This window comes from Pseudomonas sp. SCT (genome assembly GCF_003864275.1).
GTDB lineage: Bacteria > Pseudomonadota > Gammaproteobacteria > Pseudomonadales > Pseudomonadaceae > Stutzerimonas > Stutzerimonas stutzeri_AE.
Map to the genome: position 1 here is coordinate 16,189 of NZ_BDJA01000005.1, position 15,294 is coordinate 31,482.

Here is a 15,294-nt window from a genome sequence, read left to right on the forward strand (position 1 = left end):
GCCTGTCTGATTTGCTCGGTCTTTCTAGGAGTAACCATGTCCGTCACCCGTGAAGCTGTGGAAACCGTACTGCGTCAGTACACCGATCCCCATTTGAATCAGGATCCGGTAAGCGCCGGTTGCGTGCGTTCGATTGACGAACAGGGTGATCGGGTCAGCGTGCAGCTGGAGTTGGGTTATGCCGCTGGGTTGTTCCGCAGCGGCTGGGCGCAGCTGTTGGCGATGGCAATCGAGCAGCTGGAAGGTGTAAGCCGCGCGGATGTACAGGTCGACTGCGTAGTCCGAGCGCACAAAGCGCAGGATCAGGTGCCCGCGTTGGCGAATGTGAAGAACATCATCGCAGTGGCATCGGGTAAGGGGGGCGTCGGCAAATCCACCACGGCGGCCAATCTTGCTTTGGCGCTGGCGCGGGAAGGTGCGCGGGTGGGGGTGCTGGACGCCGATATCTATGGCCCGAGCCAGGGCATCATGTTTGGCATTGCCGAGGGCACTCGCCCAGAGATTCGCGATGGCAAGGCATTCATTCCGCTGGAAGCCCATGGCGTGCAGGTCATGTCGATGGCGTTCCTGTCTGACGACAAGACTCCGATGGTCTGGCGCGGACCGATGGTGTCTGGGGCGCTGCTGCAGTTGATTACCCAGACTGCCTGGAACGATCTCGATTACCTGGTGGTGGACATGCCGCCGGGAACGGGCGACATCCAGCTGACGCTGGCGCAGAAGGTCCCGGTGACCGGTGCGGTGATCGTAACCACGCCGCAGGATCTGGCACTGCTCGACGCGAAGAAGGGCGTGGAGATGTTCCGCAAGGTGAACATTCCGGTGCTTGGTGTGGTGGAGAACATGGCCATCCATATCTGCTCCAATTGCGGCCATGCGGAGCATCTGTTCGGCGAGGGTGGTGGTGAGAAGCTGGCAGCGCAGTACAACGTCGATCTGCTGGCATCGCTGCCGCTGTCGATGGCGATCCGCAGCCAGGCGGATGCAGGCAAGCCGACGGTGATAGCCGACCCGGAAAGCCAGATCGCGATGATCTACCAGGAAGTGGCGCGTACCGTCGGTGCTCGGATTGCGCAGAGCGGGCAGATCATCGCCCAGTCGATGCCAAAGATCGTGATTTCCGAGGACTGAACCGTAGCGGCGGTGGCGCCAAGCGTCACCGCCTGCGTCCGGGTGATAAATCGCAGGCATAAAAAAGCCCCGCCGAAGCGGGGCTTTTTCAGAGAAGACTCAGGTTAGATAACCTGAACTTCCTCAGCTTGCATGCCCTTCTGGCCGCGGGTAGCGACGAAGGAAACTTGCTGGCCTTCTTTCAGGCTCTTGAAACCGTCGCCCTGGATGGCGCGGAAGTGTACGAAGAGGTCGTCACCGGATTGCGGAGTGATGAAGCCGAAGCCTTTCTCATCGTTGAACCACTTAACGGTACCGGTTTGGCGATTGGACATTTGATGTCTCCTTGAACCAAGTTTTTGAAAATAAAGTGCGGACTGAAAGGGTCCGAACATCACTGTGTGCAAGGAGATAGGAGTCGTATCGATATTTGGATCGAAATCTAAACATGTAGCGATTCACGGTGACACATGCAGCAGCAGCCCAGTAACAATACCTTTTTTCTGGAGCAAAGCGAGCTTTATTTTGGATTTCTTCGCCAAGCGGCGTTGCCCGGGTGTGACGAGCTCTACGCTGCGCATGGTGGCTATGCTTTAACACGCGCACGAGGCTCGGTAAGATGCGCGTCTTCGCACGCCCAACTTCAGCTATTCAGGACGCCAGCCATGAGCATCAAATCGGACAAGTGGATTCGCCGCATGGCCCAGGAACACGGCATGATCGAGCCCTTCGTCGAGCGCCAGGTGCGCACCGAAGGCAATGATCGGCTGATTTCCTACGGTGTCTCGAGCTACGGCTACGATGTGCGCTGCGCCGATGAATTCAAGGTGTTCACCAACATCAACTCAGCGACGGTCGACCCGAAGAACTTCGACGAGAAAAGCTTCGTCGACATCAAGAGCGACGTCTGCATCATTCCGCCGAACTCCTTCGCCTTGGCGCGTACCGTCGAGTACTTCCGCATTCCGCGCAATGTGCTGACCATCTGCCTTGGCAAGAGCACCTACGCGCGCTGCGGCATCATCGTCAACGTCACGCCGCTGGAGCCTGAGTGGGAAGGGCACGTGACGCTGGAATTTTCCAACACCACCACGCTGCCGGCGAAGATCTATGCGAACGAAGGCGTGGCGCAGATGCTGTTTCTTGAATCTGACGAAGAGTGTGAAGTGTCCTACCGCGATCGCGGCGGCAAATACCAAGGCCAGCGCGGCGTGACGTTGCCCAAGGCCTGATTACGCTACGCATGAAAAAAGCCCTGGCCATCGGTCAGGGCTTTTTTGTTGCTGCTCTGGAAAAGACGCCACGCCGCTAGGCGGCGTGGCACCTATCTCGCTATCACCAGCCCGGCACCCCCCGCATGTCGGGCAGCTTGTGCGCGATGCCCTTGTGGCAATCGATGCAGGTCGCTTCGCCATTGGCCAGGGCGGTGGAGTGGAACTCCGATGCCCGTTTGCCTTGCCGGGTGAAGTCCATGAAGCCGAAGTCATGGCAGTTGCGGCATTCCAGCGAATCGTTGGCCTTCAGGCGCGCCCACTCGTGCTCTGCCAGCTCCCGACGCTTGTCTAGGAATTTCTCGCGCGTGTTGATGGTGCCGAAAATCGTGCCCCAGACTTCCTTGGAGGCCTGCATCTTGCGCGCGATCTTGTCGGTCCACTTGTGCGGTACGTGGCAGTCCGGACAGGTTGCCCGTACGCCCGAGCGGTTGCTGTAGTGAATGGTGTCCTTGATCTCCATGTACACGTTGTCTTCCATCTCGTGACAAGAAATGCAGAAGGCCTCCGTATTAGTGGCTTCCAGCGCGGTGTTGAAACCGCCCCAGAAGATGATCCCGGCGATGAAACCACCGAGCGTCAGCGCGCCCAGGCTGTAATGGACGCTGGGTCGGCGTAGAACGCCCCAGTAGCGTTTGAAAAACGACTTGATCGACTTCATCCAGGCCCCCTCAGTTTCCGCTGGTGGATGGTGAGGTTTCCCGGTACAGCAGCTCGTCGATGTTCTTGAAGCGGTTTTCCACCAGCGGCTTCACATCATGCTGCGGCACGTGACATTGCGTGCAGAAATAGCGCCGCGGTGCGACTGCGGCCAGGGTCTGCTGGTCGCGGTCGGTGTAGTGGGTGATGCTGATCATCGGCGCCTGGGCGCGTGCGCTGTTGGCCCTGCTGTGGCAGCTCAGGCATTTGTTGGCATTCTTGTCGACGTGATAACCGCGGATGCTGTGCGGGATGGTCGGCGGTTGCTCCGGATAGTTGCGCTCGCGCCGAATGTCCTTGTTCTCCTCGTCATGCAGCTTCGGTGGGGTGAACTCCTGGGTGATGGTCCCGCCTGGGCGGCGTCCGTCCGGAGCCGGAGCGTCCAGCGGATAGTTGGTTTCGGCAGCGATGGCCAGACCGAACACCGCAAGCAGAGTCAGCGGCAGTAAACGAAATTTCATGGCGACTCTCCTCTCAGGCGATGCTGACCACTTCGATCTTCACGGCGCATTTCTTGTAATCGGTCTGCTTGGAGATCGGGTCGGTGGCGTCGAGGGTGACTTTGTTGATCAGCTTGTTGGCGTCGAAGAACGGTACGAAGATCAGGCCCATCGGTGGCTTGTTGCGACCGCGGGTCTCGATCCGTGCCTGCATTTCTCCGCGCCGGCTGATGACCTTCACCACACTGCCTCGCCGGGCATTGAGCTTGCGCGCGTCCTCCGGGTGCATGTAGACGAGCGCATCGGGCACCGCCTGATGCAGTTCGTCGACCCGCTGGGTCATGCTGCCGGTGTGCCAATGCTCAAGAACCCGCCCGGTGCTGAGCCAGAAGGGGTAGTCCTTATCCGGCACTTCGGCCGGCACGTCATAGGGCAACGCGAAGATGATCGCCTTCTTGTCGCCGTAGCCGTAGAACTGCACCTCGCTGCCGGCCTCGACATAGGGGTCGTAGCCTTCGCGGTAGCGCCATTGGGTTTCCTTGCCGTCGACCACAGGCCAACGCAAACCGCGGGTCTCGTGGTAAGTCTCGAAAGACGCCAGATCATGGGCATGGCCGCGGCCGAATTCGGCGTATTCCTCGAACAGACCTTTCTGCAGGTAGAACCCAAAGGCTTCGGCTTCCTGATTGGCGTAGCCCTTCGTGATCTCATCACTGGGAAACATATCGACCTGGCCATTCTTGAACAGGACGTCGTACAGCGTTTTGCCCTTCAGTTCGGGTGACTTGCTGAGCAGTTCGGCCGGCCATACTTCGTCGACGTTGAAGCGCTTGGAGAATTCGACCAGCTGCCAGAGGTCCGAACGTGCTTCGCCTGGCGCGGTGACCAGCTGATGCCAGAACTGGGTGCGGCGCTCGGCGTTGCCGTAGGCGCCTTCCTTTTCCACCCACATGGCGCTGGGCAGGATGAGGTCCGCTGCCTGCGCGGAGACGGTAGGGTAGACGTCGGAAACGATGATGAAGGTTTCCGGATTGCGCCAGCCTGGCAGGATTTCCTGCATGACGTTGGGGCCGGCCTGCATGTTGTTGGTCACCTGAGTCCAGTAGACCTTCAATACGCCATCCTTGAGCTTGCGGCTCTGCTCCACTGCGTGGAATCCGGGCTTCTCCTGAATGGTGCCTTCCGGCAGTTTCCAGATCTTTTCGGCGATGGCGCGGTGCTTGGGATTGGCGACCGCCATGTCCGCCGGCAGGCGGTGGGAGAAAGTACCGACCTCGCGCGCGGTGCCGCACGCCGAAGGCTGGCCGGTGAGCGAGAAAGGACTGTTGCCCGGCTCGCTGATTTTTCCGGTGAGCAGGTGGATGTTGTAGATCATGTTGTTCGCCCAGACACCGCGGGTGTGCTGGTTGAAGCCCATGGTCCAGAACGACATGACCTTCACCTTCGGGTCGGCATAGAGCTCGGCCAGCGCCTGGAGCCGCTCGGCCGGCACGCCGGATTCCTTCGCGGCGTATTCCAGCGTGTAGGTTTTCAGGAACTCGGCGTAGTCCTCGAAGCTGATGTCACTCCAGGTGTTGGCCACCGCAGCGTTTTCGGCTTTGAGCTCGAGCGGGTCGGTCGGACGCAGGCCATAGCCGATGTTCGTCGCGCCTTTGGCGAATTTGGTGTGCTTCTCGATGAAATCCTTGTTTACCGCACCGCTCTGGATGATGTGGTTGGCGATGTAGTTGAGGATGACCAGGTCAGTCTGCGGGTTGAAGATCATCGGGATGTCGGCCAGCTCGAAGCTGCGATGCTCGAACGTCGACATGACCGCAACCTTGACGTTCGGCGCGCTTAGGCGGCGATCCGTCACGCGGGTCCAGAGCACTGGGTGCATCTCCGCCATGTTCGAACCCCAGAGCACGAAAGCGTCTGCCGCTTCGATGTCCTCATAGCAGCCCATGGGCTCGTCCATGCCGAAGGTGCGCATGAAACCGAACGCGGCCGAGGCCATGCAGTGGCGGGCGTTGGGGTCGATGTTGTTCGAGCGAAAGCCGGCCTTCATCAGCTTGTTCGCGGCGTAGCCTTCCCAGATTGTCCACTGGCCGGAACCGAACATGCCGATGGCTTCCGGGCCACCTTGCTTGAGCGCGGCCTTGTACTTCTCCTCCATGATGTCGAAGGCCTGGTCCCAGGTAATCGGCTGGAACTCGCCCTGCTTGTCGAACTTGCCGTCTTTCATGCGTAGCAGTGGCTGGGTCAGGCGATCCGAGCCGTACATGATCTTCGACAGGAAGTATCCTTTGACGCAGTTGATGCCGCGGTTGACCTCCGCTTTGACGTCACCATGGGTGGCGACGACGCGACCCTCTCGAGTCGCCACCATGACGCCGCAGCCGGTGCCGCAGAAGCGGCAGGGGGCCTTGTCCCACTTGAGGTTGGTGGCGTCCGCTTCGGTTACGAGATTGCTCGCGGTCGAAGCGATGGGCATGCCGGCAACCGTTGCTGCTATAGCAGCGGCGTTGGCCTTGGCGAATTGGCGTCGGGTAAGGCTCATCAGGCGTCTCCTTCGAGGAGTTCTTCGTGATAGATCAATGCGGCATTAAGCACGCCAGGCAATTGCTGGATGTGGTCGATCGCGGCAAGGATGCGTGACTCGTGTTCGGCTTCCAGGACCACCACCAGCTTGCCGTTGGTGGTCTCCTGGTGCAGCTCGAGGCCGGGCAACAGTTGCAGGTTGGCTTTTACCGCGGCCAGCCACTCAGGGCGGCAGTGCACCAGCAGACTGGCGATATGCAGGGGGGTACCCATCAGTTATTCCGTTTTTATTGGGGGCAGGGCAATGACGGCAGCGATCGGTTTACGCCGGACCTGGCGGCCCGAAGATCATCTGCACGATCCAGACGATGAAGCCGTAGCCACTCACCAGCACGACGCTGAGGATGGGAAACAGGAAGACGATCAGAAAAACGAAGAGGCGGGTTTCATCCCGCTTGATCGAAGTAGGGGTGGGGCGGGTGTCATTCGGCGCTACTGTCATTGTTTTACTCCGACTGGCATATGGGGAGTCTAGTCAGAGACCCGTGGAGGGCAAAGTTCGTTTCGACCGTTGACACGGATTTGCCCTCTATTGGCGATCAGCGGCTCGCTTCGGACGCTCTGGCATGCGCTATTGCGCGAGGTTGTGCTAGCCTGCGCGGCTTTTTTGCGGGCGACGGCGCTCGCGAAGAGGTTCTGATGATTGACGATAGCGTTCACCTCAGACGCGGTACGCCTGCCTATCGGCGTGCCACGTTGGCGCTTTTCTGCGCCGGGTTCGCCACTTTCGCCTTGCTGTATTGCATTCAGCCGTTGCTGCCGATGCTGGCCGCACACTTTTCGGTGTCCGCCGCCAGCAGTAGCCTTGCGCTGTCGCTGACGACCCTGTCGCTCGCGCTCTGTTTGCTTATTTCGGGTGCGCTTGCTGAAAGCTGGGGGCGCAAACCGGTGATGGCTGCTGCGCTTGGTTTGGCCAGCCTGCTCGGGCTGGCCAGCGTTCTGGTCGATTCCTGGCAGCTGTTGCTGGCGCTGCGCGCATTGCTGGGGCTGGCGCTCAGTGGGTTGCCGGCGCTGGCAATGGCATACGTTGGCGAGGAGTTCGAGCCGCAGTCGCTGCCGGCCGCGATGGGGCTGTATATCGGCGGCACGGCGCTGGGCGGAATGCTTGGGCGTCTGCTGTCCGGTCTGCTGAGCGATCTGGGCGGCTGGCAGCTGGCCCTTGGCGGTATCGCGTCGCTGGGCCTGCTGGCGCTGGCGTTGTTCGTCTGGCTGTTGCCGGCGTCGCGGCATTTCAAGGCGCAGCCACTCTCGCTACGTAACCTGTTGGCGAATTTTCGCCTGCATCTGCGCAATCCCACGCTGCGCAGCTTGTTCCTGCAGGGCTTCCTGCTGATGGGCGGCTTCGTCGCGTTGTTCAACTACATCGGCTTTCGTCTGGCTGGTGAGCCGTTTGGGCTGTCCTCGACGTTGATCGGCTTGCTGTTCGTGGTCTACCTCGGCGGCATCTTCAGCGCCGGCTGGGCCGGACGTCTGGTACCTCGCTTTGGCGCACGACAGGTGCTACGTGGTGGCGTGGTGTTGATGCTGCTCGGCGTCGGCCTGTGTGCGACACCCTGGCTGGCGGCAATCGTGCTCGGGCTTGGGCTGTTCACCCTCGGCTTTTTCGCCGCACATGCGGTGGCCAGCGGGCAGGTCGGCAGCCACGCCAAGCAGGCGCGGGCCCAGGCTTCGGCACTGTATCTGTGCGCCTATTACCTGGGGTCGAGTGTGGTCGGCTATGGCGCAGGCTACGTCTGGGATCATGCCGGCTGGCTGCCGCTGATGGCGTTGCTGGCGGCGCTGTTCGTCATTGCCGGCTGGCGGGCCAGAGCGCTTTAGCAAGGCCAGGGCGGCTTTATTCGCGGCGCTGCTCGCCAGTGAATGTCAGCGTTGTCTTGCAGCGTCGACAGTAATAGCGACGGCCCTTGGCCACGAGCGCGTGGCGTTGGGCGGTGAAGTCGAAGTCCTGATCCACGCAACTGCAACGGTAGACATAGCGAGTGCCGGCGCGACGGCGGACAGCGTAGGTATGGCAGCGATCCGGCGGCAGTTCGTACACGCCGCGCATGATCAATTGCCACTCCTCACCGTGGGGTTGAATGCGCGAGCCGAACATCTGATGGGCCACCAGATGCGCCACCTCATGGGCGACGGTCTGGCGCAGGAAGTGCTCGGTGTTTTCCCGGTACAGCTGTTCATTGAAGCGCAGCAGGTTCTGCTGCAGGTGAGCCACACCCGCCTTCTGGCCGCGCAGCTTGAAGCTCACTTCGGGACGCGGGAAGCGTCGGTTGAAAAACTGCTCGGCCAGCGCATAGCAGGCTTCGACACGGGCATTGAGACGCTCGGGCATTGGGCAACTCCTGAGAGCGCCGCATTATGCCAAACCATCCCGGGCCGAGCAGTATCGCTCGTCACTCGGTGGGGCGTTCATTGAAACGACGCTCATTATCCACGCCGCCCGGTTCCTCTTGCGGGCGGTTCTCCTCGAAGCCATAGCTCTGATTCTGGGGAGTATCGCGCTCGTAGGTCGGGTCCAGCGCGAGCATCCAGAACAGGATCATTGGCACTTTCAGGTTGACCAAGACCAGCAAGCCAACGCCCCAGGTGCATGCGCCGTAGAGGAAGGTGTTGCGGTTGTCGATGCGCATGAACTTCGGCAGGCCGACGAACAGCAGGTAGGTCGAGTAGGCGCCGGCGGCTACCAGCACGAGGATCGCAATCCAGCGTGTCGGGTAAAGCGCGCCAAGCCCGGCGAGGAAGAACGGGGTGATGACATAGGCAACGAAACCCACGCACTGATTGAACGTCGGTCGAGCGTCGAAGGTTCGCGACATCCAGCGCAGGAAAAACCCCATGATGAAGGTGCCGACAATGATGGTGATGTAGATCAGCGCGCTGAGCTGAAAGGCACTGCGGGTGTCGAGCCAGATTCGCTCGTCTTCCACCAGGCTCCAGCCCACGTAGCGCGTGCCGATGAACATGCAGATCGCCGGCAGCAGGGCCCAGAGCAGCAAGTGGACAAGGTAGTTGGAGCTGTTCTTCTCTTCGTCGCGGCGAATGTCGGCCCACGCCTGATCGGGGCGGGTGAGCAAAGTTACTAAGTGCGGGATCATACCGAGTCTCCGTCTGCCTTGAGGGCCGCTGGAGAACAAGTCGGCAGCGGCGTTATGGCTTTAGAACGGCAGATGCGGTGAGGGTTTCCCTATTCAGCTCGAGCGTTTCGTCACGGGACACGATGCGCGGCCTGCTGGGCAAACGAAAAGGCCGCCCGAAGGCGGCCTGGCTGAAGATTGCAGTTAGTCAGCGCACGTATACCGGACCGATGCCCATGCCCCAGGTAATCACCGACAGCGCAATGATCGCCACCAGCACCACCAGCCCCACGGCAAGTACGGAGCTGGAGAACATGAACCCCTCGTCCTCGGGGATGTTCATGAACTTCGGTAGCCCCACATAAAGCAGGTAGGCCGTGTAGCAGACCGCCGCCGTACCGACCAGCATGCCGAGCCACAGGTGGGGGTAGAGTCCGGCAAGCCCGCCGATGAAAAGTGGAGTTGCGGTGTAAGCGGCGAAGACGATGCATTGGGTAAGTGTCGGGTTGGCGTCGTAGGTGCGCGCCATCCAGTGGATGAAGCCCCCCATCACAGCAACGCCAGCCAGCATGGCGAAGTAGGAAAGTATCGCCAGCTGCATGCAACTGGCTTGCGTCAGCTTGACCGGCTCTCCACCGCCGATGCTCCAGCCCACCTGCGTGGCGCCTATGTAAGCCGACACGGCCGGGATTGCCGCGAGCAGCAGCACATGCGTGAGGTACATGTGGCTGACGGTTTCTTCCTCGCCGCGGATTTCGGTCCACTCCTGGCCAGGGTGAGTGAACAAACCCCAAACGTGATTGATCATGCCAGCGTCTCCTCTGTTTATGGAGGGTCGCTTCGCCTGGCGGTCGTCATCGAGGACGGCGCGTGCGACCTTATGTCGCAGTATAGGAATGCCAATCGCCGATGCATCAGCGGGGTTAGAGCGTTTCGAAGCTATCGCGTCATCGGTAATAGCGCTGGAGTATTTCCATCGCCAGATTGATCGATTGCAAACGCTGCGTGCTGCCGCCTCGATCAGGGTGATGCAGTCCCACCAACTGACGATAACGCCGCTTGATGACGTCGAGCGTAAGCGGTTGTGTGGAGCGATCCAGTTCGAACAGTTCTAGTGCTGCGCGCTTCTCATCGCTGCCTTGCATGCGCGTCCAGAAGCTCGCCAGCAGGCGCTCGACGTCGTCTTCGTCGGTGTCTTTCAGATTGGACAGATCCAGATAGTACTCGCGCAAGGCGTCCTGCTCGCTGAGCCCGGCGCTGGCACTCATGTAAGGCAGTAACTGGATGTGCAGCGGGCTGATCTGCAGGTGGCCGCTGGCCTCGGCCCAGAGGCGGTCGCGCAACAGATAAAGTGCGTTGAAGACCAGAAAGTGCGTGCGAAACAGCACCAGCTTGTCGGTCAGCGGCAGATTGGGGATGTGCGTGCTGTGCCGGCGCTTGAGCTGTTGAATCAGCGCGTATTCGCTGCAGCCTTCGGGTTGGTCCTGCAGCAATATGAGCAGGTGGTCTGGCAGATCCAGTGCGGGGGAGAGGTCGTCCATCGGGCGAGCCTAGCACAGCACCCGAGGCGCTCGAACGTGGCTGGTTCACAATGGGCAAACGGCGAACGGGCTGGGGCCGGTGACCGTTTGCGCGTAAAATGCGCGCCTTTCGCATCTCACCCGGACACCTGACATGGGCAACCTCTCGGTCAACCAGAACAAACTGCAGAAGCGCCTGCGCCGCCTGGCCGGCGAGGCCGTCACCGACTTCAACATGATCGAGGATGGCGACAAGGTCATGGTCTGCCTGTCTGGCGGCAAGGACAGCTACACCATGCTCGACGTGCTGCTCTATCTGCAGAAGGTCGCGCCGATCAAGTTCGAGATCGTTGCCGTGAACATGGACCAGAAGCAGCCGGGCTTTCCCGAGCACGTGCTGCCCGAGTATCTGAAGTCCATCGGCGTCGAGTATCACATCATCGAGAAGGATACCTACTCGGTGGTGAAGGAGAAGATCCCGGAAGGCAAGACCACCTGCTCGCTGTGCTCGCGCCTGCGCCGCGGCACGCTGTACACCTTCGCCGACGAGATCGGCGCGACCAAGATGGCGCTCGGGCATCATCGCGACGACATTCTGGAGACCTTCTTCCTCAACATGTTCTACGGCGGCACGTTGAAGGCCATGCCGCCCAAGCTGCTCTCCGATGATGGGCGCAACGTAGTGATTCGTCCGCTGGCCTACTGCAACGAGGCGGACATCGAGGCGTACTCGAAGATGAAGGAATTTCCCATCATCCCGTGCAACCTCTGTGGCTCGCAGGAGAACCTGCAGCGCCAGGTGGTCAAGGAAATGCTGCAGGAATGGGAGCGCAAGTCGCCGGGCCGCACCGAGATCATGTTCCGCGCGTTGCAGAACGTGGTGCCTTCGCAACTGGCCGACCGCAACCTGTTCGATTTCAAGAGCCTGCGTATCGACGACAGTGCCACGCCGCGCTTCGTCGATGTGATGAGTCTGTAACCAGGCCCTCAGCCGAACCAGTCACTTTCTTTGCCGTGCCGGTTGAAAGGCGCAGCCCCGGCGGAGTATGGTTCGGTCATCTTCTGGAGATCAGCATGTCCCTGAACCCTGTAGCCCTCAACGTTGTCGATGCCGGTGCCATTCGCACCGTGGTCGTTCGTGGGCAGCAGGTTGCCGCCGCTGGTTATTACTTTGGGTATTGGTTTAGCCACAGGCGCGCCTGATACCCCACAGGCGCCCTAGCAAGCAGGGTCGCCACCAGAGCAGTTTTCGAACCCCCGGTCGGCCACCCGACCGGGGGTTTTGTTTTTTCGGCCACCTGATGGCCCAACGCAACGAGGAACACGCCATGACCACCTACCGCACCGACCGTTATTACCGCTACGACTGGCGATTTAGCCGCTTCGACGCCCAACAGACAGCTCGCGAACGAACACCCGACTAGCGCCGCCGCGGACCACCCGCGCCGGCAGAAGGAACCGCCAGATCATGAATGCATCCGCCACCGTACTTGCCAAACAACCCGCTACCGCCGAAGCCAGCGTCGCCCGTCGCAGCGCGCAGCCGCTGCCAAGCCCCGCCGTTCTGCGCCAGCGTCTGCCCTTGAGCGACGCCCTTGCTGCACGCACCCACAACGACCGCAACGCCATCCGCACCGTGCTCGACGGTCGCGATCCGCGCCTGGTGGTCGTCGTCGGACCCTGTTCCCTGCACGATCCTGTCGCCGCGCTGGAATACGCCGAGCGCCTGGCCGCGCTCGCGCCCGAAGTCAGCGACCAGCTGCTGCTGGTGATGCGCGCCTATGTGGAAAAGCCGCGCACCACTGTCGGCTGGAAAGGGCTGGTCTACGATCCGCATCTGGACGGCAGCGGCAACATGGCCGAAGGGCTGCACCTGTCGCGGCGGCTGATGCTGGATATTCTGGAGACTGGTCTGCCGATTGCCACCGAGCTGCTGCAGCCGCTGGCGGCCGGATACTTCGACGACCTGCTCGGCTGGGCGGCGATTGGTGCACGTACCAGTGAATCGCAGATTCATCGCGAGCTGGTCAGTGGGCTGGACCTGCCAGTGGGCTTCAAGAACGGCACCGACGGCAGTCTGGGCATCGCCTGTGACGCAATGCGGTCGGCCGAGCATCCGCACCAGCATTTCGGTATCGATGATCTCGGCCATCCGGCGCTGCTGCAGACGCGCGGCAATCCGGATACCCACCTGGTGCTGCGTGGCGGACATGGCGCGCCCAACTACGACGCGGCCAGTGTCGCTGTCGCTCGCCGGGCGCTGGAGAAGCAAGGCATCGCGCCGCGGATCATGGTCGATTGCAGCCATGCCAATAGCGGCAAGAACCCTTTGCGCCAGCCAGAAGTGCTGGAATCGGTAATCGCACAGCGCCTGGCCGGCGACGCGAGCCTGCGTGGTGTGATGCTCGAAAGTCATCTTTTCGATGGCTGTCAGCCGCTTTCCGCTGCGTTGCGCTATGGCGTGTCCATTACCGATGGCTGCCTGGGCTGGACGGCAACCGAGCAGATGCTGCGTGACGCGGCACATCGGTTACGGGGTTGAGCTGAGGGCGACGGGCTTGCGGGACGGGCCCGTCGTCGGCACCCTGTGCCGCTGCCGTCACCACCGGATCCCACCCATGCAAGACTACAAATGGCTGCACGAATACTGCCTCAATCGCTTCGGCTCGGCCGCGGCGTTGGAGGCGCGCCTGCCGCAACCGCGCAGTGCCGATGAACTGCGCGGCGTGTCGGATGATCGCTACCTTTCGCTGATCAGCCTGCGCATCTTTCGTGCCGGCCTCAAGCACAGCCTGGTGGACGCCAAGTGGCCGGCCTTCGAGCAGGCTTTCTTCGGTTTCGATCCGGAAAAGGTAGTGCTGATGGGTGGCGAGCACATCGAGCGGCTGATGCAGGACGCCCGGCTGATTCGTCATTTGGGCAAGCTCAAGAGCGTGCCGCGCAACGCCCAGTTTGTGCTCGACGTGGCGAAGGAGAAGGGCAGTTTCGGCAATCTGCTGGCCGACTGGCCAAGCAGCGACATCGTCGGTCTCTGGCGTTACCTGACCAAGCACGGCAGCCAACTCGGCGGGTTGTCGGCTCCGCGGCTGTTGCGCATGGCCGGCAAGGACACGTTCGTTCCCAGCAATGATGTTGTCGCAGCACTCAAGGCACAGCAGATCGTCGACAAGGTGCCCAGCAGTCAGCGCGACCAAGCCGCGGTGCAGGCTGCATTCAACCAGTGGCAGGCAGACAGCGACCGTCCGCTGTGCCAGCTTTCGGCGATGCTGGCATTCACCGTCAACCACTGACGAGGCTGCGACGGTTTAGCGCAGCGCCGTCGTGACGCGGGCGGTGTAAAGTCGAAACATGACCATCGTCAAAGACAAGCGTGCGCAGATCCTATGGGTGCTCCTCACCTGCATCCTGCTCAATGCATTTGTCTGCAGCCTGAACCACGCCACTCATGTGGGCTTTGGGCTGGCCATGGGGCAGGACGCTTTCTGCGTCACTGGCGATAAGTCGGCTGGCCCCGTTTCACTTCCCACCGATGTGCATGACCTGTCTCAGCATGCGCTGGACTGCCCGTTGTGCAGTTCGGTTCTGTTCGCGATCGTCGCGCTGTTCGCGTTGGCCTGGCTTGGCCGCCGCGGAGCAGGCGCGACACCCTTGCCGCAGCGAGCGTGGTGCGGAGCGCGGCATCACTGGCCGGCGCTGAATCCCCGCGCGCCCTGAAACCCCACTGACGAGTTCCGCCCGTCCTTCGGCCGCTGTGTAGCGGCGAAATGGACGGATCACTGTCGGAGTTTTCCGATGGCACTGTCAGATTCAGGGGCTTTCAGCATGACCATGATGGAACGATTCACCCGCGCCGACAGCCGCGTCAGCTATCGGCTGCCTTTTCCCGATTACCCCAGCAACGCCCGTAGTTTCGTGCATCTGGATGCCAAGTTGCTGCCGTACTGGCATGCGCTGTTCGATGTCTGCCCGCGGCTGCTCAAGCTTGACCCACCCGAGGGGCTGGAGATCTTTCGCCAGTTCATGACCTGGGCCTACGGCTGCCAGCTGGCGTTGGACTGGACCTTCCACCTCGGCGTCTGCCGCTGGCTGCTGGCCTCAGATTATCGCGAGCTGGTCGAGCCGGAGCATATCGAGGCCATGATGCTTGCCGCCGCCGCACGCTGGGTCGCCAGCGATGACAGCCCGGCTATAGGCATAGTGCTCGGCTGGCGCGGCGGCAGCGAGCACGTCTTCGATTGGAAACCACGGGTGCGACCAGGCACGCGTCTGCTTGCTGCGGAAGAGGAAGAGCTGCCCCCGGCGCCATGGGATTTCGCCTGGAGCCCGTTATCGACCACTGCTGGCAATGGCTTTCGCCGCTGGTTGCGCGTGCCATGAGCGCGACAGGATGCCGCATGGCGGTGTTTCGGTACCGCGCTGCCCCATATCGCCAACCCGTGCGTCTATGCTTTTCAAGCGAAGCGGCACGTGAAGCGCAGCGGCCCCGCACAGGTGAGGCAGGCTGTCGCAGTTGTGGCGGCAAGGGGGCGGCAGGACACTTTGCGTGCCCCGAGCCCGAGCACTGCTTCCACGGGTGGGACCGGGGCGCCGCGATTGAGCCTGG

Annotated in this window: 19 protein-coding genes; 9 read left to right on the forward strand and 10 right to left on the reverse strand. The window is 61.4% G+C overall.

Annotation, left to right across the window (positions count from 1 at the left end; genetic code table 11):
- The first annotated feature begins 36 nt into the window (after window positions 1-36).
- On the forward strand, window positions 37-1,131 hold the full coding sequence (gene apbC / locus BHD08_RS13510) for an iron-sulfur cluster carrier protein ApbC (RefSeq protein ID WP_125022895.1): 1,095 nt from the start codon (window positions 37-39) through the stop codon (window positions 1,129-1,131).
- A 104-nt stretch (window positions 1,132-1,235) separates the two neighbouring features.
- Here apbC and BHD08_RS13515 read toward each other — a convergent pair whose 3' ends face one another.
- Window positions 1,236-1,445 carry a cold-shock protein gene (locus tag BHD08_RS13515; RefSeq protein WP_003282211.1) on the reverse strand — a complete coding sequence of 70 codons (210 nt, stop codon included), beginning with the start codon at window positions 1,443-1,445 and terminating at the stop codon, window positions 1,236-1,238.
- A 330-nt stretch (window positions 1,446-1,775) separates the two neighbouring features.
- Between BHD08_RS13515 and dcd the strand changes: the two genes are divergently transcribed.
- Window positions 1,776-2,342 (forward strand): dCTP deaminase, encoded by a 567-nt coding sequence (gene dcd, locus BHD08_RS13520; protein ID WP_003302346.1) that lies wholly within the window; start codon window positions 1,776-1,778, stop codon window positions 2,340-2,342.
- Window positions 2,343-2,445: 103 nt separating this feature from the next.
- Here the strand turns inward: dcd and BHD08_RS13525 are convergent, their stop codons facing one another.
- From BHD08_RS13525 to napE, 5 genes are read right to left on the reverse strand one after another with little or no spacing between them, the layout of a single operon-like run.
- On the reverse strand, window positions 2,446-3,042 hold the full coding sequence (locus BHD08_RS13525; protein WP_015277785.1) for a cytochrome c3 family protein: 597 nt from the start codon (window positions 3,040-3,042) through the stop codon (window positions 2,446-2,448).
- A 10-nt stretch (window positions 3,043-3,052) separates the two neighbouring features.
- The gene (locus BHD08_RS13530) at window positions 3,053-3,541 is read right to left on the reverse strand and encodes a nitrate reductase cytochrome c-type subunit (RefSeq protein WP_015277784.1); all 489 of its coding nucleotides are present in this window, start codon (window positions 3,539-3,541) and stop codon (window positions 3,053-3,055) included.
- A 13-nt stretch (window positions 3,542-3,554) separates the two neighbouring features.
- Complete coding sequence (napA, locus tag BHD08_RS13535) at window positions 3,555-6,059, reverse strand: nitrate reductase catalytic subunit NapA (RefSeq protein WP_125022897.1); 2,505 nt, start codon at window positions 6,057-6,059, stop codon at window positions 3,555-3,557.
- On the reverse strand, window positions 6,059-6,313 hold the full coding sequence (locus tag BHD08_RS13540; RefSeq protein ID WP_125022899.1) for a chaperone NapD: 255 nt from the start codon (window positions 6,311-6,313) through the stop codon (window positions 6,059-6,061). The genes napA and BHD08_RS13540 overlap by 1 nt, the downstream gene beginning before the upstream one ends.
- A gap of 49 nt (window positions 6,314-6,362) precedes the next feature.
- Window positions 6,363-6,542 (reverse strand): periplasmic nitrate reductase, NapE protein, encoded by a 180-nt coding sequence (napE, locus tag BHD08_RS13545; RefSeq protein WP_106155542.1) that lies wholly within the window; start codon window positions 6,540-6,542, stop codon window positions 6,363-6,365.
- Between the two features lie 197 nt (window positions 6,543-6,739).
- On the opposite strand from napE, the gene BHD08_RS13550 reads away from it, so the two are divergent.
- The gene (locus BHD08_RS13550; protein WP_125022901.1) at window positions 6,740-7,918 is read left to right on the forward strand and encodes an MFS transporter; all 1,179 of its coding nucleotides are present in this window, start codon (window positions 6,740-6,742) and stop codon (window positions 7,916-7,918) included.
- Between the two features lie 16 nt (window positions 7,919-7,934).
- Here the strand turns inward: BHD08_RS13550 and BHD08_RS13555 are convergent, their stop codons facing one another.
- The 4 genes from BHD08_RS13555 to BHD08_RS13570 form a co-directional block, all read right to left on the reverse strand.
- Complete coding sequence (locus tag BHD08_RS13555) at window positions 7,935-8,429, reverse strand: SprT family zinc-dependent metalloprotease (RefSeq protein ID WP_015277779.1); 495 nt, start codon at window positions 8,427-8,429, stop codon at window positions 7,935-7,937.
- A gap of 61 nt (window positions 8,430-8,490) precedes the next feature.
- Window positions 8,491-9,192: a Yip1 family protein gene (locus BHD08_RS13560; RefSeq protein ID WP_125022903.1), complete on the reverse strand. Its 702-nt coding sequence runs from the start codon at window positions 9,190-9,192 to the stop codon at window positions 8,491-8,493.
- 187 nt (window positions 9,193-9,379) lie between these two features.
- Window positions 9,380-9,979: a Yip1 family protein gene (locus BHD08_RS13565; RefSeq protein WP_015277777.1), complete on the reverse strand. Its 600-nt coding sequence runs from the start codon at window positions 9,977-9,979 to the stop codon at window positions 9,380-9,382.
- Between the two features lie 139 nt (window positions 9,980-10,118).
- The gene (locus tag BHD08_RS13570) at window positions 10,119-10,712 is read right to left on the reverse strand and encodes a DNA-J related domain-containing protein (protein WP_125022905.1); all 594 of its coding nucleotides are present in this window, start codon (window positions 10,710-10,712) and stop codon (window positions 10,119-10,121) included.
- Between the two features lie 133 nt (window positions 10,713-10,845).
- Here BHD08_RS13570 and ttcA point away from each other — a divergent pair, with 133 nt between their 5' ends.
- The 6 genes from ttcA (at window position 10,846) to BHD08_RS13595 (ending at window position 15,068) form a co-directional block, all read left to right on the forward strand.
- Window positions 10,846-11,670, forward strand: a complete 825-nt coding sequence (ttcA, locus tag BHD08_RS13575) for a tRNA 2-thiocytidine(32) synthetase TtcA (protein ID WP_015277775.1) — start codon at window positions 10,846-10,848, stop codon at window positions 11,668-11,670.
- 95 nt (window positions 11,671-11,765) lie between these two features.
- Window positions 11,766-11,894 carry a hypothetical protein gene (locus tag BHD08_RS23230; protein ID WP_017244708.1) on the forward strand — a complete coding sequence of 43 codons (129 nt, stop codon included), beginning with the start codon at window positions 11,766-11,768 and terminating at the stop codon, window positions 11,892-11,894.
- A gap of 265 nt (window positions 11,895-12,159) precedes the next feature.
- Window positions 12,160-13,233: a 3-deoxy-7-phosphoheptulonate synthase gene (locus BHD08_RS13580; RefSeq protein ID WP_125022907.1), complete on the forward strand. Its 1,074-nt coding sequence runs from the start codon at window positions 12,160-12,162 to the stop codon at window positions 13,231-13,233.
- Between the two features lie 76 nt (window positions 13,234-13,309).
- On the forward strand, window positions 13,310-13,981 hold the full coding sequence (locus BHD08_RS13585; protein ID WP_125022909.1) for a DNA-3-methyladenine glycosylase I: 672 nt from the start codon (window positions 13,310-13,312) through the stop codon (window positions 13,979-13,981).
- Between the two features lie 58 nt (window positions 13,982-14,039).
- Window positions 14,040-14,405, forward strand: coding sequence for a DUF2946 family protein (locus BHD08_RS13590; RefSeq protein ID WP_125022911.1), 366 nt, complete (start codon window positions 14,040-14,042; stop codon window positions 14,403-14,405).
- A 108-nt stretch (window positions 14,406-14,513) separates the two neighbouring features.
- The gene (locus BHD08_RS13595; protein ID WP_041757037.1) at window positions 14,514-15,068 is read left to right on the forward strand and encodes a putative natural product biosynthesis protein; all 555 of its coding nucleotides are present in this window, start codon (window positions 14,514-14,516) and stop codon (window positions 15,066-15,068) included.
- Window positions 15,069-15,294: the final 226 nt, after the last annotated feature.